The 20,308-nt window shown below is 56.2% G+C and carries 17 protein-coding genes; 6 read left to right on the top strand and 11 right to left on the bottom strand.

Annotation, left to right across the window (positions count from 1 at the left end; translation table 11 throughout):
* Nucleotides 1–471: 471 nt before the first annotated feature.
* Nucleotides 472–1,092 carry a response regulator transcription factor gene (locus Q7C21_RS02450; protein WP_110411975.1) on the top strand — a complete coding sequence of 207 codons (621 nt, stop codon included), beginning with the start codon at nt 472–474 and terminating at the stop codon, nt 1,090–1,092.
* A 28-nt stretch (nt 1,093–1,120) separates the two neighbouring features.
* Here Q7C21_RS02450 and Q7C21_RS02445 read toward each other — a convergent pair whose 3' ends face one another.
* Genes Q7C21_RS02445 through Q7C21_RS02425 form a run of 5 tightly spaced genes read right to left on the bottom strand, consistent with a single transcriptional unit; the run spans nt 1,121 to nt 8,322 of the window.
* Entirely contained in the window at nt 1,121–6,661 is a 5,541-nt protein-coding gene (locus Q7C21_RS02445; RefSeq protein ID WP_375150332.1) for an AAA family ATPase, read from the bottom strand.
* Nucleotides 6,661–7,044: a response regulator transcription factor gene (locus Q7C21_RS02440; protein ID WP_003855179.1), complete on the bottom strand. Its 384-nt coding sequence runs from the start codon at nt 7,042–7,044 to the stop codon at nt 6,661–6,663. Before Q7C21_RS02440 ends, Q7C21_RS02445 begins: the two co-directional genes overlap by 1 nt.
* Nucleotides 7,045–7,087: 43 nt before the next feature.
* The gene (locus tag Q7C21_RS02435; protein ID WP_105099722.1) at nt 7,088–7,342 is read right to left on the bottom strand and encodes a XapX domain-containing protein; all 255 of its coding nucleotides are present in this window, start codon (nt 7,340–7,342) and stop codon (nt 7,088–7,090) included.
* Between the two features lie 2 nt (nt 7,343–7,344).
* Nucleotides 7,345–7,569, bottom strand: a complete 225-nt coding sequence (locus Q7C21_RS02430) for a XapX domain-containing protein (RefSeq protein ID WP_105099721.1) — start codon at nt 7,567–7,569, stop codon at nt 7,345–7,347.
* Between the two features lie 60 nt (nt 7,570–7,629).
* Nucleotides 7,630–8,322, bottom strand: coding sequence for a hydrolase (locus Q7C21_RS02425; protein WP_033742913.1), 693 nt, complete (start codon nt 8,320–8,322; stop codon nt 7,630–7,632).
* 286 nt (nt 8,323–8,608) lie between these two features.
* Between Q7C21_RS02425 and Q7C21_RS02420 the strand changes: the two genes are divergently transcribed.
* Genes Q7C21_RS02420 through Q7C21_RS02405 form a run of 4 tightly spaced genes read left to right on the top strand, consistent with a single transcriptional unit; the run spans nt 8,609 to nt 13,396 of the window.
* The gene (locus tag Q7C21_RS02420; protein ID WP_375150331.1) at nt 8,609–10,486 is read left to right on the top strand and encodes an amidohydrolase; all 1,878 of its coding nucleotides are present in this window, start codon (nt 8,609–8,611) and stop codon (nt 10,484–10,486) included.
* A 2-nt stretch (nt 10,487–10,488) separates the two neighbouring features.
* Nucleotides 10,489–10,911, top strand: a complete 423-nt coding sequence (locus Q7C21_RS02415) for a DoxX family protein (RefSeq protein WP_039661414.1) — start codon at nt 10,489–10,491, stop codon at nt 10,909–10,911.
* Nucleotides 10,898–12,526 carry an MFS transporter gene (locus tag Q7C21_RS02410; RefSeq protein WP_003855189.1) on the top strand — a complete coding sequence of 543 codons (1,629 nt, stop codon included), beginning with the start codon at nt 10,898–10,900 and terminating at the stop codon, nt 12,524–12,526. Before Q7C21_RS02415 ends, Q7C21_RS02410 begins: the two co-directional genes overlap by 14 nt.
* 48 nt (nt 12,527–12,574) lie before the next feature.
* A complete protein-coding gene (locus tag Q7C21_RS02405) occupies nt 12,575–13,396 on the top strand; it encodes an alpha/beta fold hydrolase (RefSeq protein ID WP_003855192.1) in 822 nt (273 codons plus the stop codon).
* 39 nt (nt 13,397–13,435) lie between these two features.
* Here Q7C21_RS02405 and Q7C21_RS02400 read toward each other — a convergent pair whose 3' ends face one another.
* The 5 genes from Q7C21_RS02400 to Q7C21_RS02380 all read right to left on the bottom strand — a co-directional run bounded on the left by Q7C21_RS02400 (nt 13,436) and on the right by Q7C21_RS02380 (nt 18,749).
* Entirely contained in the window at nt 13,436–14,161 is a 726-nt protein-coding gene (locus Q7C21_RS02400) for a pirin family protein (protein WP_003855194.1), read from the bottom strand.
* Between the two features lie 163 nt (nt 14,162–14,324).
* Nucleotides 14,325–15,305: a LacI family DNA-binding transcriptional regulator gene (locus Q7C21_RS02395; RefSeq protein ID WP_375150330.1), complete on the bottom strand. Its 981-nt coding sequence runs from the start codon at nt 15,303–15,305 to the stop codon at nt 14,325–14,327.
* Between the two features lie 68 nt (nt 15,306–15,373).
* On the bottom strand, nt 15,374–16,435 hold the full coding sequence (locus Q7C21_RS02390) for a sugar phosphate isomerase/epimerase family protein (protein WP_375150469.1): 1,062 nt from the start codon (nt 16,433–16,435) through the stop codon (nt 15,374–15,376).
* A 26-nt stretch (nt 16,436–16,461) separates the two neighbouring features.
* Nucleotides 16,462–17,691, bottom strand: coding sequence for an MFS transporter (locus tag Q7C21_RS02385; RefSeq protein ID WP_187961285.1), 1,230 nt, complete (start codon nt 17,689–17,691; stop codon nt 16,462–16,464).
* A gap of 146 nt (nt 17,692–17,837) precedes the next feature.
* The gene (locus tag Q7C21_RS02380) at nt 17,838–18,749 is read right to left on the bottom strand and encodes a DMT family transporter (protein WP_008924697.1); all 912 of its coding nucleotides are present in this window, start codon (nt 18,747–18,749) and stop codon (nt 17,838–17,840) included.
* Between the two features lie 231 nt (nt 18,750–18,980).
* Between Q7C21_RS02380 and Q7C21_RS02375 the strand changes: the two genes are divergently transcribed.
* A complete protein-coding gene (locus Q7C21_RS02375; RefSeq protein ID WP_375150329.1) occupies nt 18,981–19,997 on the top strand; it encodes a lipoate--protein ligase A in 1,017 nt (338 codons plus the stop codon).
* A gap of 182 nt (nt 19,998–20,179) precedes the next feature.
* On the opposite strand, the gene Q7C21_RS02370 is transcribed toward Q7C21_RS02375, so the two are convergent.
* Nucleotides 20,180–20,308: cold shock domain-containing protein (locus tag Q7C21_RS02370; protein WP_375150468.1), on the bottom strand; the 129-nt coding region annotated here is incomplete at its 5' end.

Raw genomic sequence — 20,308 nt, 5'->3', positions numbered from 1 at the left:
CTGGTTCTCTCTCATTAAACCTGTCGATTAATCCACTATCGAATCCCTCTGGAATTTGTACCAGTTAATATCTGAATCCATTCAGTGCCGTCCCCATTGAATTGGGTATTAAGGCATGCTGAAACGGTTTAACCCGTTTGAACAGCTTATGGATTAATTACGCACCTGACCTGCACAGTTTTCCTTGTCATTATCCGATCATGAATACATTGCAATGATATGGCGTTTCAATAAAAACGTATGCGTTCTCTAGCCAGAAAGCCCTGAGCCACGCCACGGTAATTAGTGTATATTTTAGCCATTTCAATCAGTGAGTTATCCGAATTTTAACAAGCTGTTAATTATAAGATGATAATGATTTTCGTTATGGTAATATCCTCTTAACCCCGCCCGATGCCCTTTTATCCGGGTCTCTTTGCGCGTCATGCTTAATTCCGTGACCATTAAAACGCTGGCTGAAATGAGGTCTTTATGAATTCCATCGTATATATCGTTGATGACGACGCCGCGGTGACTTCTGCACTCACTAATCTCCTCATCGCCGACGATTACACGGTTATCTCTTTCTCTTCAGCTGATGATTTCCTGTCTCACGCGTTAACGCCCCTTCCCTGTTGCCTGATTCTGGATATTAATCTGCCTGGCGCAGATGGGTTTGATGTCGCCCAGGCGTTGATCGATCGTGGCTATGCTATTCCCACGATTTTCCTGACCGGCTTCGGGACCATTCCGGTCACCGTGCGGGCGATGAAAACTGGCGCTTATGAGTTCCTGACTAAGCCCGTCGAACCTGAGCGTATTTTGCAGGCGGTCGCGGAAGCCTTAAAGATTGCAGAGCAGAATCTGGCCTCTTCTCAGGAACGGCGGGAAATTGTGCAGCGGCATCAGACCCTGACGCCGCGTGAATCCGAGGTGATGCTGCTGGCGATTAGCGGTCTGTTGAATAAACAGATTGCTGCAGAGATGGGCGTCAGTGAAATTACGGCTAAAGTCCACAAGCGACGGGTAATGGAAAAAATGAATGCGCGTTCGCTCACCGATCTGGTGCGGGCGGCAGAGCGGCTCAATATTGAACATAGCCGACGCCGCTGAAACCCGGCAGTCGACCTGTTCCTCTCGCTCAACCCAATGGCAGAGTAAACCAGAAACGGCTGCCACCTTCCGGCCGGTTTTCTGCGCCTAACTCACCAGAATGCTTTTTGATGATCCCTTTGCTGATCGTTAATCCCATGCCCATACCGCTTTTTTTGGTGGTATAGAATGACTCAAAAAGCCGTTCCCGCACGTCATCACTTAATCCGCAGCCGCTATCCAGCACCTCAAACCGCAGCGTATCTGGGGTGGGATTCTCTGACGTCAGGCGCAATAGCGCCGCGCGCGGCAGATCGTCGGACATAGCATCGATCGCATTGATCACCAGATTCAGCAGCACCTGCTGGATCTGAACGCGGTCGCAGAAAATCTCTGCTTTAGCAGCCCTGAATTTAAGTTCCAGCGAGACACCCCGCCGTTCCAGCTCTACACGGGAAAGCGCCAGAATGTCACGGGCGATCAGATGGAGGTTTTCCAAAGCAAAGCACGATTCATGATTACGGGTCAGCGCCTGCAGGCCGCGAATAATCTCCCCGGCACGTTTGCCCTCTTTAATAATCTCATCTAAACCGCTGCTGGCGTTTTCCAGCATCAGCGGCTCACGCTTCAACCAGCGCAGGCTGGCACCCGCATTGGCCACGATAGACATCAGCGGCTGGCTGATTTCGTGAGCGATGGAGGCTGTCAATTGCCCGACGGTAGTGGCGCGCGTAACACGCGCCAGGTCTGCCTGCGCCATGCGCGCACTGTCTTCCGCCATACGCTGCGAGGTGATATCTGAAATGGTGCCAAAGTACTCTTTCACCTCAGGGAAATTGTTTACCGGCTCCCCAATACCTTTGATATAGCGACATTCACCGTCTGACCTGATTACCCGAAACTCTGCCTGCATGCTGCGTCCCTGACTGACGCTGTGCGTCACCAGTTCGCTGATAGATTCATAATCATCAGGATGAACGCGGGTCAGGAAGTCTGCCATCGACAGTCCATGTTGTTCGGCTGGCAGCCCCAGTATCCGGGCATATTCTTCAGAGACTATCATCATGTCCTCGGCTACTTCCCAGCGCCAGGTGCCGGTATGACTGATTTTCTCGCCCAGCATCAGCGAAGTCTTGCTGGCACGCAGCTGTTTCTCAACCCGACGCCGATGGTTGTTCTCCTCCAGCAGTTCCGCATAGAGTCGCGCCGTCTCCAGGGAAACAGCCGCCTGCGCGCTCAGGGTTTTTACAATGTGGGAATGCTCAGCGGTGAACGCATCGGGCATCAGGCGATTTTCCAGATAGAGCACCCCGACCATGTTGGCCTGCCTGAACATCGGCACACAAAGCACCGCCGCGCCTGAAGCCACCAGATAGGGGTCCTGACTGAACGGACTGAATACCTCCGGTTTACTGGTGCGAATCTCCTGACCCGTGCGGATCACTGCTGACAGCACCGATAGCGGCAGGTCATTTGCGTCAGGCCGCTCTTTGACAATCTGAACCCGCACGCCATCAGCCGTGCTTTCTGCCCAGGCCTGTGTCTCTGGCAGGTTGCCATCCAGAATCCGGATGAGGCGACAGCGCTGGGCACCTGCCCGCTCCAGCAGCATCCGCATCAGGGTGTGAATCAACCGATCAAGATTGATCTCTTCCGTCAGGGCGCGCACGGCGGTCAGCACGCTTTCCAGATCGTAGAAAGCGGCATCCTGCGTAAACGGAATCGTCGCCAGCGCACTGTTTTGCACCGGTGCGGCCAGGTGCGGATAGTGCTGCTCCATCTGGCGCACCATCGCCTGCGCTCCCCAGTTGTCCCAGCCTGTCATTGCTACTTTGATGTAGGCATCTGCCGCGGTATCGAGTTGCAAGGCTTTGCAGTAGCGGCCCGCCAGCTGATTGGCCAGCGCATGAATGTGCAGATATCCAGACTGCCGGGAAAGACGGATTGCATTTTCATACTGCTTCAGCGCCTCACCCGTGTCGCCCTCAAGCCGGGCGCACTCTGCCCTCAGCAAGGCATATTTGTCTGCAAACAAACCGGGATTAAGCTCCGTCCAGCCAGCAAACTTGTCGAGATGAATGCGCAGCGCGCTGCTATCAGTGGTTTCAGACAGCTGACTCAGGGAGAGTGCAGTATAAAAATGCATATCCATCATATAGATATAAGCAGGCACCGCGCTGATCAATGGCTGGATTTCTTCCAGACAGCGCAGCGCATCACGATATTCACCGGCATAGTAATGGGCCATTCCCCGATACAGGCCCGCCCAGAACTGCACCATCGCCTTATGGCCGGAGATCGGACCTGGCTCACTGCCGGCCACCAGCGGCAAAGCCTGGTCGCGCTCGCCTGCTCTGAACCCACTGCTGTTACGCAGTTGCATCACCAGCTGCTTTTGCATCAGCAGCACGTTCTCAACGTCGGGATAACCCGTTTTACGCGTAAAGGCGAGTCCGCGCTCAAGTGAGGTCATCACGGACTCCAGGTGATCGCCGCGTGTCAGCGTGTTCATGATTTGATGACGCAACGAAAGACAGGCAAAAGAGCGATCGCCATACTTCACCGCGACGCGAAAACTTTCTCGGGCACATTCAATGGCGACGTCCAGCGGCTGTGTCCAGATCCCCACCTGATCCAGCGGCAGCAGAGTACGGGCTTTATAACGGGTAAAGTCATACCGCTCCACCAGCTCGCGGGCCACCCGACCGCAGGCATAACTAAAATGCCAGGTCTGATACCGTTCTCCTGTCAGCACGCTGAACCAGGCCAGACCAAACGCAGAGGCACCGGTTATGCCGTGGTCCAGCGTCATCTGCAGCATCTGACAGACCAGGATTAAATGGAGCTTTGGGCAGTCATAGGCGGAGACAAATATGGTGCTGGCCATCAGGTTTAGCACCGACTCAACATCAGGATCGCTGTTAAGCGGCAGCCGGTTCAACGTATCCTGCGGTGAATCGCCGATTCGCGCCCGAATCGCCAGGCAGGCGGCGTCGATCTCCACGTCATCCGGATCCCTTTTGAGATGCACACCAAACACTGCCAGCCAGGCAAGCGCGGTTTCCAGCGCCAGATGGTTGTCAGACTGGCGCATATGGATTTCAGCAGAAAGACAGGCTGCCTTTGATTTTTCACCGAGCGTGCCTGGCTCACGTAGCAGCCGGGTACAGAGCGTTTGCGCTGACGTGAGATTACCGTTAAGAAACTCGCACTCCGCTTCATCAAAGCCCAGCATAAAGTCATTACCGGTCACCATTCGCAGGCTGAGTCGCTGGGCGGTGCGCAGATAGCGCAGCGCTGAGAGGTAATCTCCGGCGCGTTTCGACGCCTGCGCGGCTCGCAGACAAAGAGGATAATAACGTTCACGATCTGTCACAGTCAGTGGCAGCTCAGCAATCATCCCAATGTGATAAACCGCGCGGAACAGCGTCTCACTGTTATCCCCGCTTGCGACCGCTGCGGATAGCCAGACCGCTGCCTGCTGGTGAAGATGCTGTTGCTGCCGCAGGTCAGGCAATAATAACGCCGCGTTGTGCACGCGATCGTGCGTAAACGCGTAGTGCCCACCGGTCAGGGTGACAAAACGACCGCTGACAGCCGGTTCAAGTTGCTGCTGAATCAGCGTCACAGGCATCGCACTCAGCTGACCTAACAGCGAGAGCTCGCCACTGGCCCCCAAACAGGCCAGCGAACCCATGAGCTGCCGCGTGGTCTCTGGCATCCGTGCCAGCTGGCTTAACACCAGCGTGGCCACATTGTCGGTGTAACGACGCGCCATGAGCGCCTGACTGTCGTAATGCCATTTCGGCGGATTTTGACGAAAGTTAATCACCCCATCCTCTACCGCCTGCCGGAAGAACTCCTGCATCGAAAGGGGATTGCCGCCGGTTTTCTCGAAAAGGATCTGCGCCAGCTCGCGATTACCGCCAGGACGGGTATGCAGCATTTGCGCCAGCCAGCGGCCGATGCGTTTCACACTCAACGGCTGCGGCGTCAGCGCCACTACCCGCGGTGCGGCGGCCCTGATGCGCAGCAGAAATCCGGCAATCATCGGACAGGGCATTGATTCACCCTCCCTAAAGGCGAGCACCAGCATAAAGGGCAAATGCTCATTTCGGGTTATCAGGTTTTCCAGCAGTTGCAGCGTGGCAGGGTCTGCCCAATGTACGTCATCAATCAGCATAACCAGCGGACGGCCCGGCGTGGCGAAAGCCTGAACAAGCGCAGAGGCCATCTGCGTGAACTGCTCGCGGGCGTCCAGTGCATGGCGCACCACTGGCTGTAAATTCCCAATATTGAGCAGCTGTTTTAATTCAGGCACCAGCTCAATGGCTAAATCGACATAGCCGCCCAGCAGACGCAGCAACCGGCCCCGCCATTTTCTGACCTCTGGCGCTGACAACCCCAGCAGATAAAGCGTGACCGTGCGAAACGCGGAAGCCACAGCGGCAAAGGGTGCGGTCGGCGAATGTTGATCGGCCTTGCTGGCGGCCAGTAAAATCTGTCGGTGCTGCAGGGTTTTCAGGGCGCTCGCGATAATCGCGGACTTACCCGAACCAGGCACACCGCTGAGCATCACCAGGCTCTGTGTTCCAGTGCGGATGACCGTATCCAGCGTCGTCAGCAATACGCGAGCCTGCGGATGCTGACTGAACAGAGTCTCAGGCCGGAAACTGGTGTTAAAACGCTCCTGCAGTCCGGGCGTAAACGGCGCAATGGTGTTTTCACCTGTCAATGTGGCCTGACAGCGGCGAAGGTCGGCCATCAGCCCCTGCACGCTCTGATAACCGTCAGCGGGTGACTTTGCCAGCAGGCGTAGCAGAATCACCGAGAGCATCGGCGGCACATCGTCTCTGACCTGTTCAGCTGGCCGGGGCGCGCTGGCGATGTGATGATGAATCCACTCTGCTTCACCTGCGTCAGGTGAGCCAAAGGGTAGCTTGCCGGTCAGATACTCATATAACACCACGCCCAGACTGTAGAGATCGCTGAGGCTACTGACCGGATGTGGCGTGCGACCGGTGTGCTCAGGGGACATATAGGCCAGCGTGCCGCCTGAGGCACGCAGGCTGTTTTTCTCAGCCGACTGCGCCGCCAGGGAGGCGAGTCCAAACCCGCCCAGCCGGAACCGTCCATCGTCAGTAATAAAAAAATGGCCTGGCTTGATATCCCCGTGCACGATGCCCTGATGATGTGCCTGACCCAGCGTGTAGCAAAGCTGCAATGCCACCTGCAGGAAATCGGCGATTTTTTCGGGAGGCGTAGCAAGATTGTTAGCCAGGGTGCGAAATGGGAAGGTGGGATAAATCAGCGCATAACGATCAAGATAACGGGTCGTGCCGGTGGCGGTGATGGCCCAGCGTGGAGACAGATACGCAGCCAGAGCACGCTCATTTTTGAGCCGCTGGGTGGCCTGAAAAGTGACATTGTCACTTTTACCCGTGGCGATGATCAGTGACTCACCCGACTGGCGGCGCGCCAGCATCCAGAGAAGACATCCCTCCTGTGCCAGCGGCATCAGGATGTCAAAATTTTCAATCGCGATCCCTGCGTCATCACTCTCCAGGGAAGTAACTGAAAGAAGGCTCATCAGCGCACATCTCCCTGAGATAACTCGCATCGGATCAGTGTCAGCAGCGTATCAACATCAATGGGCTTTCGCAAAAAAGTCATGGCCCCGAGCCCAATGGCATACCACAGCGTGGTTTCTTCCACATCTGCCGAGATAAAAATTACCGGCGGCAGATCAGCCCGCGCCTTGAGAAGGGTAAAAAGCTCAAACCCGGACATGCCCTTAAGGCCAACATCAATAATAAGCATACCCGCCTCAACCAGCGCATCGTCATCGGCCAGTAATGCCTCACCGGATTCAAATGATCGGGTTACGTAGCCGTCCGAATGCAACAGATTGCTCAGTCCACTGCGGACCGCGCGTTCATCATCGACGATGACAATACGCTGGGGAAACGTCATGCAGGTATCCTCTGGAACGCCTCACCGCGTGGCATGCGAGGACTTAAGGCGTGTTATCACCCTCGGGTGGCGGTGTCCCACTGATTTTTGGCATGCATTCATGGCGGAACCACTTCAGCGTCACCGGCTGTCGCCTGAACAGACGTTTACCCAGCGGTATTAACTGTTCACCCACCAGCATGCCAAACAGCCCTGCCAAAGCAATGACGGGCGGCGCCGGAGAGTTGACGTTGATCAGGGCATAGATTACCCCGGCGAGCAGGCCCACCGCGAGAGAAATAACGCAGGATTTCAACATGTTCAGCTTATCCGCGATAAGGATGAAACGGGATGAACATCAGGCTGAAGCAAGGCAATTGCAGGCTTTTGTGCGGGAGATACCGCATGCACCAGCGCCCCACCCAACAGCATCCCCAGCAGACCCAGCAGCGCAATCGCGGGCGGTGCCGGTGACCGCACCTTTAGCAGGCCATATAGCAGGCCAATAAGCACCCCGGCAGCCAGGGAAACAAGTAGAGGATTCATGACCAGCTCCTGTTATGCCACTCAGCTGATCGGCGATTTTCCGCCGATCAGCTGGATGCCTTAGCGTATCGGTGCGTGAACCGGTGCCAGGGTACGGTGTTCACTTTTCTGACGTGATGGTGCTTTATGCACCATGGTGTAGGCGTAATCGACACCAATGCCGTAAGCACCTGAATGTTCTTTGGCGATGTTCATCACCGCATCATAAGTGTCACGATTGGCCCAGTCACGCTGCCATTCCAGCATCACCTGCTGCCAGGTTACCGGCACCACACCCGCCTGAATCATGCGCTGCATCGCGTAGTCGTGTGCCTCTTTAGTCGTGCCGCCAGACGCGTCTGCCACCATGTAGATTTCGTAGCCGCCTTCCAGCATCGCGCAGAGCGCAAAACTGTTGTTGCACACTTCGGTCCAGAGGCCAGAAACCACGACTTTTTTCTTCCCGTTTGCGGCCAGCGCATCACGCACTTTCTGATCATCCCAGGAGTTCATTGAGCTGCGTTCCAGAATATCCAGCCCTGGAAACACATCCAGTAACTCCGGATAGGTGTGACCCGAGAAGCTTTCGGTTTCTACCGTGGTGATGATGGTGGGGATACTGAAGACTTTCGCCGCCTTCGCCAGCGCAACGGTGTTGTTTTTCAGCACCTGGCGATCGATGGATTGCACCCCAAAGGCCATCTGCGGCTGCTGGTCAATGAAGATGATCTGGCTGTTATGTGGCGTGAGGACTTCAAGCTTAGCGTTGGACATGCGTTCACCCATAGAGGTTATGTAACGAAATTTCCGCCAACCGGCGTGTGCAAAATGACGGTCAGTGCAGGTTTATCGCCCTGCTGCTGGCTGTCTGGTCGCAGTGTAGAGCGACCTGCAACAGCAAACTATTATCTCTGCGTATAACTATACGAAGGTATAGGTATCCCTCTGTATAACTAGACGCCCCGTTAGCCTGCTCACCATAATCCGGCTTATTCGTGCCCTGTTATCTGCGGCACTTCCTGTCCCGCACTAAGCCGGACACCCCCGATGAGGAGCATCTATGGTTACGCTCGGTAAAGCAGAACTGATACTGACCCATGGCAAATTTCATACCGTTGACCGCAGTAATCCAGTGGCAGAAGCGGTTGCGATTCGCGATGGCAAGTTCGTGGCGGTCGGCACGCTGGCAGAGGCGATGGAATTTCACTGCGACGGCACCAAAGTGGTCGATCTTAAGGGCCACACGGCCGTGCCCGGCCTGAACGATTCACACCTGCATCTGATTCGCGGGGGGCTGAATTACAACCTTGAACTGCGCTGGGAAGGCGTGCCATCGGTTGCGGATGCGCTGCGGATGCTGAAAGAGCAGGCGCTGCGTACCCCTTCGCCGCAGTGGGTTCGCGTAGTAGGAGGCTGGACTGAATTCCAGTTTGCCGAGCGCCGGATGCCGACGCTGGATGAGATCAACGAAGCAGCACCGGACACGCCGGTTTTCGTGCTGCACCTCTATGACCGCGCCCTGCTCAATCGCGCCGCTCTGAAAGTGGTGGGCTACACCAAAGAGACGCCAAACCCGCCGGGTGGCGAAATCCAGCGCGACAGCAACGGCAATCCCACCGGTCTGCTGATCGCCCGTCCCAACGCGATGATCCTCTACGCTACCCTGGCGAAAGGACCGAAACTGCCGCTGGAACAGCAGGTCAACTCCACCCGCCAGTTTATGCGTGAGCTGAACCGTCTGGGTCTGACCAGCGCCATTGATGCGGGCGGCGGCTTCCAGAACTATCCCGAAGATTACGAAGTGATTGCTGAGCTGCATCAGAAAAAGCAGATGACGCTGCGTATCGCCTACAACCTCTTCACGCAGCGTCCGGGCCATGAGCTGGAAGATTTTGAAAAGTGGACGGACATGCTGACGCCAGGTCAGGGCAGCGACTATTTCCGTCACAACGGCGCAGGGGAAATGCTGGTCTTCTCGGCAGCTGACTTCGAAGATTTCCTGGAGCCTCGTCCGGATTTAGCCCCTGGCATGGAAGACGAGCTGGAGCGCGTGGTGCGTCATCTGGTTGAGCATCGCTGGCCTTTCCGTCTGCATGCGACCTATGACGAGTCGATCAGCCGGATGCTGGATGTGTTCGAAAAAGTGAATCGTGATATTCCGTTCAATGGCCTGCACTGGTTCTTTGACCATGCGGAAACCATTACTCAGCGTAATATCGATCGCATTAAAGAGCTGGGCGGTGGCATTGCCGTGCAGCATCGCATGGCGTTCCAGGGTGAATACTTTGCTGAGCGCTACGGCATAGAAGCCACCCGCCATACCCCGCCGGTTCAGAAAATGCTGGAGACCGGCGTGCCGGTCGGGCTGGGCACCGATGCGACCCGCGTTGCCAGCTACAACCCCTGGACCGCGCTCTACTGGCTGGTTTCTGGCCGCACCGTGGGCGGCATGCAGATGTATGATGTCAGTGCCCGCCTTGATCGTGAAACGGCGCTGATGCTCTGGACGCAGGGCAGCGCCTGGTTCTCCAGCGAGCAAGGCAAAAAAGGCCAGCTTAAGATTGGACAACTGGCGGACCTGACGGTGCTGAGTAAAGACTTTTTCAGCGTCCCGGAAGAGGAGATCAAAGGCATTGAGTCAGTGCTGACCGTGGTGGATGGCAATATCGTCTATGCCGCCGGATCGTTCAGCGCAGATGCGCCGCCTGCGATTCCGATCCTGCCGGAGTGGTCACCGGTGGTAAATGTGCCGGGTCACTATCGCAGTGCTCCGCCGGTTGCGCAGAGCCGTGCAGGCATGATGCCCGCCGTCCACCACTGCAGCGGCCCGTGCGGTGTTCATCGCCACTCGCATGAGATCGCCCGTGGTTCCAGCGTACCCGTTGCCGAAGATAACGCCTTCTGGGGCGCGCTCGGCTGCAGCTGCTTCGCGTTTTAATCATGAACTATGCTATCGCTCTTTCGCCCCGCATCAACGCGGGGCTGTTCTTCCTGCGCCTGACCGGCAGCCTGCTGTTGTTACAGGTACATGGGCTGCCGAAAATTCTGCATTTCAGCGAAGAACTGACGCGCATCGAAGATCCCTTCGGGCTGGGACCGATGATGAGCCTGCTGCCCGCTATCGTGGCGGAAGTCATCTGCCCGATTTTTATCATTCTCGGCTGGGGAACCCGGATTGCCTGCCTGCCGATCATCGCGGTGCTGCTGGTTGCGATGCTGGTAGTCCACCCTGGCTGGTCACTGGCGGAAGGCCAGTTCGGCTGGCTGCTGCTGATTATCTTTACCACGCTGGCGCTGACCGGGCCAGGCGGCTGGCGCATCGGCGCAGCGAAACCTAAGGGGAGGCGTTATGGCACAGGTTAATGATATTCATCAGGTTGAGCAGGAACAGCCTGATGTGCGGCCCACTAATGAGGTTTCGCCGTTACAGCCACTGCGTCAGCCGGTGTTCCGTATGTTATGGATCGCCACTGTGGTTTCAAATATCGGATCATGGATGAATGATGTCGGCGTGAACTGGACCATGCTGACGCTGAGTGCCGATCCTCTGGCCGTGGCGCTGGTGCAGGCAGCCAGCAGCCTGCCGATGTTTCTCTTTGCACTGCCCTCCGGGGTGATGGCGGACATCGTTGACCGCCGTAAATATTTGCTGTTTTCCCAACTGTGGACGTTTACCGCCGCCGCCGGGCTGACTGTACTGGCGTGGACCGGTCATGTGACACCCGGCGTGCTGCTGGCCGCTGCCTTTTTGCTGAGCGCGGGTGCCGCCATGAGTTCGCCGCCGTTCCAGGCGATCGTGCCGGATCTGGTGACCAAACCGGAGCTCGGGCCTGCCATTGCCCTTAACTCCCTGGGCATTAATATCAGTCGCGCTATCGGACCGGCACTGGGTGGCCTGATCCTGTCGTTCGCCGGCCCCTGGATGGTTTTCCTGCTTAATGCGCTGTCAGTGCTGGGTGTAACCTGGGTGCTCTGGCGCTGGAAAGCGGATCCGAGCGTGCAGCGCCTTCCGCCAGAACACTTCTTCCCGGCGGTACGGGCCGGTCTTCGCTACGTTCATGCGGCACCGGTCTTGCGTAACGTACTGGTGCGAACCTTCTCGTTTTTCCTGTTTGGCAGCGCGGGCTGGGCATTGCTGCCGCTGGTGGCACGTCGTGAACTGGGCCTCGGCCCTGGCGGCTACGGCATCATGCTGGCCTGCATCGGTGTCGGCGCGATTACCGGCGCGGTGCTGCTGCCGCGTTTGCGTCGTCACTTAAGCTCCGATCGCCTGATGGTGCTCGCCAGTCTTCTCTTCGCCCTGACCATGCTGGCGCTGGCCTTTGTGCGGCACTTCTGGCTACTCAATGCCTTTGAGTTCTTCACCGGCTTTGCCTGGATCGCGGTGCTGTCGACGCTGAATCTTGGCGCACAGCGGAGCGCCGCGAAATGGGTGAAAGCGCGTGCGCTGGCGGTCTATCTGACAGTGTTCTTTGGATCGATGACCGCAGGCAGCGCCCTCTGGGGACAGCTCGCCTCGCACTTCGGCATTCCGCTGTCGCTCTGCGTCGCCGCGCTGGGGATGGTGCTCGCCAGCAGCACCGTCTGGCGCTGGCGTCTCGATCAGGATCCCGATCTCAATCTCGATATGGTTGGCGATGGCGTTAATGCGCCTGCACTGGATATCCGTCATGAACGAGGGCCAGTGATGGTAAATTACGAATACCGGATTACTATTGATGATGCACATGCCTTTACCGTCTGCATGCAGGATATGCGGCGGGTCAGACGTCGTGGTGGCGCCATCAACTGGTCACTTTATGAAGATATCCTGCAGCCCGGTATTTTCGTCGAGACGTTTGTGGTCGGCTCCTGGGTCGAGCATCTGCGTCAGAAAGAGCGCTACACCATCAACGACAAAAAGATAGAGCGGCGGGTTTTCGCTTTTCATCAGGGTGAAAATCTCCCCGAGGTTCGCTATCTGGTGGCGCCAGTGTGACTGGCTACACCTTCTCATCATTCATCACGTCATACAGAGGGCAATACCATGAGCACCTTTAAAACGACCGACGGTACACAGATCTACTTTAAAGACTGGGGAACCGGTAAGCCTGTTTTGTTCAGCCACGGCTGGCCGCTGGATGCCGACATGTGGGACAGCCAGATGAACTTTCTGGCCGACCATGGCTATCGGGTGATTGCATTTGACCGCCGTGGCTTTGGCCGCTCAGATCAGCCCTGGAACGGCAATAACTACGATACCTTTGCGTCGGACATCAACGACCTGATCACCCATCTTGACCTGCAGAACGTGACGCTGGTGGGCTTCTCTATGGGTGGCGGTGACGTCACGCGTTATATCGGCAGCTATGGCAGCGATCGCGTCGGGGCGCTGGTGCTGCTCGGTGCCGTTACACCTATCTTTGGCAAAACGGCAGACTATCCGCAGGGTGTCGATATGTCGGTGTTCGAAGGCATTCGTGATGGCCTGCTCAAGGATCGCGCGCAGTTTATCAAAGAGTTCGCGACGCCGTTCTACGGCACTAATGCCGGACAGACCGTCTCCGATGGTGTCATGACGCAGACGCTGAACATCGCGCTGCTGGCCTCACTCAAAAGTACCGTGGATTGCGTGACCGCCTTCGCGGAGACCGATTTCCGTGCCGACGTGGCGAAAGTGAATGTGCCGACACTGGTCATTCATGGCAGCAACGACCAGGTCGTGCCGTTTGAAACCACCGGCAAGGTTGCGGCGGAGATGATTGAGGGTGCTGAACTCAGGATTTACGACAACGCGCCACATGGTTTCGCCGTGACGCATCAGGATCAGCTGAATCAGGATCTGCTGGCGTTCCTTAACGCGCAGTGATGCAAAAAACTGCGCGACTTTCGCCGCGCAGTTTTCGTTTTATCGGGTTGGATGATTCACTTCATTCGGACGCAGGTCGAATAACAGCACCTCTGCGCCTTCACCATGACTGAACGACAGCGTTTTCTCGTCGCGAACCCGCGCACCATCTCCGGCATTAAACTGCAGGCCATTGACTCTGACACTGCCACGCGCCACATGAATATAGGCGTAGCGATCGTCCGGGAGTGTAATAGTCTGCTGCTCATCGCCCTGGAACAGTCCTGCATAGATGCGAATATCCTGGCGTACCCGTAATGCCCCATTTTCACCGTCCGGCGAAATAATCAGCCGCAGATTACCGCGCTTATCTGCTTCGCTGACGGAGATCTGCTGATAACCTGGCGGAGTGTTTTTCTCTGCGGGTACCACCCAGATTTGCAGGAAATGCACACCCTCGGTGCCGGAGTGGTTGAACTCGCTGTGGGTCACACCGCTACCGGCACTCATCAGTTGCACATCGCCAGGGACAATCACCGAACCGGTTCCCATTGAGTCTTTGTGCTCCAGCGCCCCTTCCAGCACATAAGAGATAATCTCCATGTTGCTGTGCGGATGGGCACCAAAACCCCGTCCTTTGGCAACCCGGTCATCATTAATCACCAGCAGATCGGAGAAGCCCGCCTGTTTCGGATCCCAGTAGTTTGCAAAAGAGAAGGTGTGACGTGAATTCAGCCAGCCGTGATCGCCCACACCGCGTTGCTCTGACAATCTTTGCTCAATCATATTCTGCCCCTTCGTTGATTCGGGAAGTGCGAATGCCCTTCGATGGAAACAGCATATAAGTAAACCTGAGTGCCACACAATGACCTAATCTGGCAATCACTGTCTCATTTAGGTGGACAATATGAGCGACAATATCCCGATGAAGGGTATGCGGGTGAGGCGTTCAGCTGCTGGCTCGCACCAACAGCTCACCCTGCATAATCACAGATTGCGGCGGCGCGTCGGGCCAGGCAATTTTCTGCAACACCAGCTCACAGGCGCGACGACCTATCTCCTTTGAGGGCTGAGCCAGCGTGGTCAGCGGCGGTGAGACCATGCTGGCCAGTTCGCTGCCGTCAAACCCCACCACGGCGATATCCTGAGGGATCCGCAGTCCCGCCTGCTGAATCGCCGCCATCGCACCGCCGGCCAGCGTATCGCAAACCGCAAACACCGCATCAGGCTGGCTTTCAGCAGCCAGCAGTTGATTCATTGCTGCTTTACCTGCACTGAAACTCAGCGCACTGGCATACGCGATGGCCTGCCAGCTCAGTTGCTGTTCATCAAGCTCTGTGGTGTAGCCCTGCTGACGCAGGCGGGCATAACGGTAGCTCAGGTCGTGATTGATCAGCGCGATGCGCTTTCGTCCCTGCCTGGCAAGATAGTGCACCACGGACTGCGCAGCGGCTTCATCATCAATGCCGACGCAGGAGATCTGGCCGTTATCATCATGTTCGGCGCACTGAACCCAGGGTGCCGAACCTATCAGCTGACTCAGTTCCGGGAGTTTGCTGAAGGCATCCATGGTGATGATGCCATCCACCATCTTGCCGGAGAGCAGTTGCAGACTGGACCGTGAACGGGCGATGTCCGCGCCGGAGTTACACAACAGGATGCGATAGCCGTTTTTCTCCGCCTGCTCCTCAATACCTTTGACAACCTCAGCGCAAAACGGGTTGGAGATATCTGAAACCAGCACAAGGATCATTGAACTGCGCGCTGTACGCAACTGACGTGCCAGCAGATTGGGCTGGTAGTTGCTCTCTTCAATTGCCGCGAGGACTTTCTGGCGATTAGCCGGTTTCACGCTGTCGCTGTTATTCAGCACTCTTGAAACGGTAGCGACCGAGACGCCCGCCATCCGGGCGATTCTCTGTATAGACATAGCGCTCCTTCTGTTTGAATCCGTGCAGATCGCCCACATAACACAGCCGCTGAATCTGCAAAATGGCCTCAGGTGTCACGATCCAGGCCCAACTGATGGCGTACTGATGGGCCGTTCTCTGCCAGAGCAAAATCATCAAAAGCGCGATCAGACACCGGAATGATATGCCGGCGGATAAACTCCGCGCCTTCACGCGCACCCGTCTCGCTATCCTTCAGGCAACACTCCCACTCCAGTACTGCCCATCCGTCATAGCCATACTGCGCCAGCTTGCTGAAGATACGGCTGAAGTCGATCTGACCATCGCCAGGCGATCGAAACCGTCCGGCGCGGGCCAGCCAGGGCTGATAGCCGCCGTAAACGCCGCTGCGCCCGTTAAGCTGATACTCAGCATCCTTAACGTGAAAGGCTTTGATGCGCGAATGATAAAGGTCGATGAATTGCAGATAATCGATGTGTTGCAGCAGGAGATGGCTGGGATCGAACAGGATATTGCAGCGCGGGTGGTGATTAACCTCCGCCAGAAAACGCTCAAACGTGACACCGTCATGCAGGTCTTCGCCGGGATGAATTTCATAACAGAGGTCAATGCCGTGATGGTCAAACATATCCAGCACCGGCAGCCAGCGGCGCGCCAGCTCAGCAAACGCCTCATCAAACAGCGCGTCATGCTGCGGTGGCCACGGGTAAAACCAGGGCCAGGCGAGCGAGCCGGAGAACGTGGCATGCGCACGCAGGGCGAGCTTCTCTGAGGCAGCCGCAGCCCTCTTCAGTGTGGCAATAGCCCACTCAGTGCGCCGGGCCGGATCGCCACGTAATGCCGCCGGGGCAAAATTATCAAATGCCAGCTCGTAGGCCGGATTAACCGCTACCAGTTGACCTTCAAGATGGGTAGAAAGCTCGCTGATCTCCAGTCCGAAACCGGCCAGCACCCCTCGCACCTCGTCACAGTACGTCTGACTCTCCGCCGCCTTTTTAAGATCGAAAATGGCAGGCTGATGACAGGGGATCTGCAGTGCCTGATATCCCAGCCCGGCGGCCCACTTCCCCAGCCCCTCCAGCGAGTTAAACGGCGGCTGCGGGGTGATGAACTGTGCCAGGAAGATGCCCGGCCCCTTAATTGTTCTCATCATTAACTCCTGTGTCCTGCTATCGCCTAATCACGGTATTTGAACGAGAAGAAGAAGATAATCGCAATCAGCGCTGCAGCAATCGCGGGGATCCACCAGAATAACGCCCAGCTCTGGGCTGTGGCATTGCCCGCCACCAGATGGTTGTACAGAGAACCGGAGATTTGGGATCCCAGCAGCATGCCAATGCCGTAGGTGAACATCACCACCATGCTCTGCGCCTGACCTTTCACCTTTTCACCGGCAATCCGATCGGTGTAGATAAATCCCACCACGAAGAAAAAGTCGTAACAGACACCATGCAACAGGATGCCGAGGTAGATCAGCGTGCGCGTCTCATCGCTCATGCCCAGCGCGAACAGGGCGTAGCGAACAAACCACGCCATCATCCCAATCAGCAGCATGGTTTTGACGCCGAGGCGACGAAACAGCAGCGGGATGATCAGCATGAAGAGAATTTCAGACATCTGTCCCAGTGACATCAGCGTGCTGACGTCCCGGATACCGGCATCCGCCAGCCACGAGGCGGTGAAGGCGTAATAGGTGCCCAGCGGAATCGAAATCAGCGTGGCGCACAGAGCAAAGACCATGAAATGACGCTGTCGCAGCAGTGCGAAGGCGTCCGCACAGAAGAGATCGCGGACTTTCAACGGCAAACCTTTTGCTGGTGCCGGCGTATGCGGCAGCGTCAGGCTGTAAATCGCCAGCAGTATCGAGCAGAGCGCCGCCAGCTGAAACACCGCCACGCTGTCAGCAATGCCTGTCACGCCGATAAAGATCCCCGCCACGATCCAGCCGATGGTGCCGAAGACTCTGACGATGGGGAAACTCCGCTCACTGCTGGCGAGACTGTGAAAGGCGATGTTATTTGAGAGTGCCAGCGTCGGCATAAAGCAGAGCGTATAGCCAAATAACAGTGCGATTAGCAGCACGCCGTTCTCCGCAATCAGCGCCTGTGGCACAAACCAGAGGATGGCTGCGCCCGCCAGGTTCATCACGGCCATGACTTTTTGCGAAGGGAAAAAGCGATCCACCAGCATGCCGAGCACAAACGGCGAGAGAATTGAGGCGATAGGTCCAGCTGAAAACGCATCTCCAATCAGCAACGGCATATTGTGTCGGGTCATCACCAGCCCCAGCGTGACCGACCAGCTGCCCCAGATAAAAAACTGCATGAACATCATGAGAGAGAGTCGCGGCACCAGCAGCTTATGCTGCACCCGCTGGCCTGCGCGCGCCTGCACCGTTGCAATCATGGAAACCTCGTGAATAAGTAATCGATTACTTTTTGATGGTGTGAAAGTAATCGATTACCGTAACAGGTTCTCCTGCCCCGATCACAAATTATTCACGCAGCGTTACCATCCGGGTATCAACGATGCCAGACGACGGTGTCGGGAGGTCAACCAGTGGCATCAACCACCCGCGCTTTCCGGAAGCGATATCGCTCATACAACACCGAATAGAGACCGCCAATCACCACCAGAATTGCACCGATAACGGTGGTGGAAGTCGGCAGATTACCCAAAAGCAGATAGCCCACCGCCACCGACCAGATCAACGTCGTGTAATCAAACGGCGCCAGCAGTGAGGCTTCGGCGTACCGCAGGCTCAGGGTCATCAGGATCTGCGTGATACCGCCCAGCAGTCCACATCCCACCAGTAATGCCAGCTGGTTACCCTGAGGGACTTTCCAGCCGCCCGGAAGCGTAACCAGCGACGTTAGCGCCGTGGTGACAGCAAACCAGAATGCGATAGCACCGGGCTTCTCTTTCCCGTTAAGAAACCGAATCTGAACCAGCGCACAGGCAGTACATAAGGCTGCCATTAACGCCAGCAGAATGCCCACTGAGGATGAGAGCGAGAATGTTGCCTGACTCGTCAGGGTGAGATGCCCGGAGAACATGACCAGGATGCCGCTAAAACCGGTAAAAACCGCCACCCAGCGATGGTGCCGGACTTTTTCACGCAGAAACAATGCCGCCAGTAGCACGGTAAAAAGCGGCGCAGCATAGTTAATTGCGGTGGCATCGGTCAGGGAAATGTAGAGCAGCGACAGATAACTGAAATAGAGGCCGCCGGTTCCGGCCAGTCCTCGCACAAAATGTCCGCGAATATTCCGCGTGCGAATGCCATCCAGTATGCTGCCCTGAAAACTCAGCCAGATTAACAGTGGGACCAATGCCAGCACTGAACGGAAAAATATCACTTCACCGACCGGGATTGCGCCATCCAGTCCTTTAACACAAGCCAGCATCAGCGTTGAACTTAACGCAGCTGTGATCTTCATCGCTATGCCAGCGGAAGCGTTCATAGGGTTTTTGATCTCATCATGGGGAAAATTAGCAGGAGAATCAGCACTCTCACCCACCATACTGGCACAATGCGATACTGTGATCTGCCGTGATTGCGTTACAGACGGCATTTTATATTTTTTTGCCGTCGCGTCACGGCATGAACTGGCATGTGGATCAGCGTCCCTGCTGATACACTCAGCCTTCTGCCCTGCTCTATGGGCCGCTTCTCTAAGGAACAGGAGTCTCCGATGTCCACGCTGCGTTTACTGCTATCTGAATCTAACGACCCCTGGTTTAATCTGGCGGTAGAAGAGTGCATTTTCCGGCAGATGCCCGCCACCCAGCGCGTGCTATTTTTGTGGCGTAATGCGGAAACGGTGGTAATCGGACGGGCGCAAAATCCGTGGAAAGAGTGCAACACGCGACGTATGGAAGAAGATAGTATCCGGCTGGCGCGTCGCAGCAGCGGCGGTGGCGCGGTATTTCACGACCTCGGCAACTGCTGTTTTACCTTCATGGCTGGCAAGCCGGAGTATGATAAAAGCGTCTCGACCGCCATTATCCTGCGTGCACTTAACGCGCTGGATGTCCCGGCGGAAGCGTCCGGACGTAACGATTTAGTGGTCAACACCGCTGAGGGACTGCGTAAAATCTCCGGTTCCGCCTACCGCGAAACACCGGACCGGGGTTTTCATCACGGCACTATCCTGATGGATGCCGATCTAAGCAGGCTGGCGGACTACCTTAATCCTGATGTGAAAAAATTGCAGGCCAAAGGGATTACGTCGGTCCGCGCAAGGGTAACCAATCTGGCAGAATTAGCACCGGGTATCAGCTATCAGACGATCTGCTCAGCAGTGACTGACGCCTTTTTCGATCATTACGGAGAACGTTGTGAACCAGAGATGATTTCGCCTGAAGCCTTGCCCGACCTGCCGGGTTTCACAGAACAGTTCGCGCGGCAGAGTAGCTGGGCGTGGAATTTCGGTCAGGCACCTGACTTCTCGCATCTGCTTGACCAGCGTTTTGCCTGGGGCGGTGTGGAAATCCACTTCGATGTTGAACGTGGCGTGATCACTCGTTGTCAGATTTTCAGCGACAGTCTCAATCCTGCGCCGCTTGAAGCACTGGCGCAACGGATGCAAAACGTCACTTACCGCCCAGACGCCCTTGAACCGGTACTGAGTCAGCTGGTGGCGGATTTCCCGTTGCAACAGGCAGAGCTGACAGAATTGCAGCACTGGCTGGTCGCCAGCCTACGCTGAACAGTTGTTTTCATTTGCCCGTTTAGAAATCTGTCGCGGGCCATCTTCTCCTTAACAGCATTCCGTAAAAGACAAACGCAAAAAACCCGCACAAGGCGGGTTTTTATTAATTATCAATTTCAGGCTTATCTGCTCAGGCTGTTGCCGTCATCGCTACTGTAAGCGTTATTGATAACTAAGGCTTACATAGGGACTACGTTTGCCGCTGAAGGACCTTTAGCGCCGTTTTCAATCGTGAATTCGACCTGCTGGCCTTCGTCCAGAGTTTTATAATCGTTGCTCTGGATTGCAGAGAAATGTACGAATACATC

It is taken from the genome of Pantoea sp. ANP04 (assembly GCF_041982285.1).
GTDB lineage: Bacteria > Pseudomonadota > Gammaproteobacteria > Enterobacterales > Enterobacteriaceae > Pantoea > Pantoea eucalypti.
This window is presented reverse-complemented; position numbering and strand designations above follow the sequence as displayed.

Coding starts and splice junctions, on each gene's coding strand:
- Q7C21_RS02450 (WP_110411975.1), top strand. CDS start 472: ATGAATTCCATCGTATATATCGTTGATGACGACGCCGCGGTGACTTCT.
- Q7C21_RS02445 (WP_375150332.1), bottom strand. CDS start 6,661: ATGAGCCTTCTTTCAGTTACTTCCCTGGAGAGTGATGACGCAGGGATC.
- Q7C21_RS02440 (WP_003855179.1), bottom strand. CDS start 7,044: ATGACGTTTCCCCAGCGTATTGTCATCGTCGATGATGAACGCGCGGTC.
- Q7C21_RS02435 (WP_105099722.1), bottom strand. CDS start 7,342: ATGTTGAAATCCTGCGTTATTTCTCTCGCGGTGGGCCTGCTCGCCGGG.
- Q7C21_RS02430 (WP_105099721.1), bottom strand. CDS start 7,569: ATGAATCCTCTACTTGTTTCCCTGGCTGCCGGGGTGCTTATTGGCCTG.
- Q7C21_RS02425 (WP_033742913.1), bottom strand. CDS start 8,322: ATGTCCAACGCTAAGCTTGAAGTCCTCACGCCACATAACAGCCAGATC.
- Q7C21_RS02420 (WP_375150331.1), top strand. CDS start 8,609: ATGGTTACGCTCGGTAAAGCAGAACTGATACTGACCCATGGCAAATTT.
- Q7C21_RS02415 (WP_039661414.1), top strand. CDS start 10,489: ATGAACTATGCTATCGCTCTTTCGCCCCGCATCAACGCGGGGCTGTTC.
- Q7C21_RS02410 (WP_003855189.1), top strand. CDS start 10,898: ATGGCACAGGTTAATGATATTCATCAGGTTGAGCAGGAACAGCCTGAT.
- Q7C21_RS02405 (WP_003855192.1), top strand. CDS start 12,575: ATGAGCACCTTTAAAACGACCGACGGTACACAGATCTACTTTAAAGAC.
- Q7C21_RS02400 (WP_003855194.1), bottom strand. CDS start 14,161: ATGATTGAGCAAAGATTGTCAGAGCAACGCGGTGTGGGCGATCACGGC.
- Q7C21_RS02395 (WP_375150330.1), bottom strand. CDS start 15,305: ATGTCTATACAGAGAATCGCCCGGATGGCGGGCGTCTCGGTCGCTACC.
- Q7C21_RS02390 (WP_375150469.1), bottom strand. CDS start 16,435: ATGAGAACAATTAAGGGGCCGGGCATCTTCCTGGCACAGTTCATCACC.
- Q7C21_RS02385 (WP_187961285.1), bottom strand. CDS start 17,691: ATGATTGCAACGGTGCAGGCGCGCGCAGGCCAGCGGGTGCAGCATAAG.
- Q7C21_RS02380 (WP_008924697.1), bottom strand. CDS start 18,749: ATGAACGCTTCCGCTGGCATAGCGATGAAGATCACAGCTGCGTTAAGT.
- Q7C21_RS02375 (WP_375150329.1), top strand. CDS start 18,981: ATGTCCACGCTGCGTTTACTGCTATCTGAATCTAACGACCCCTGGTTT.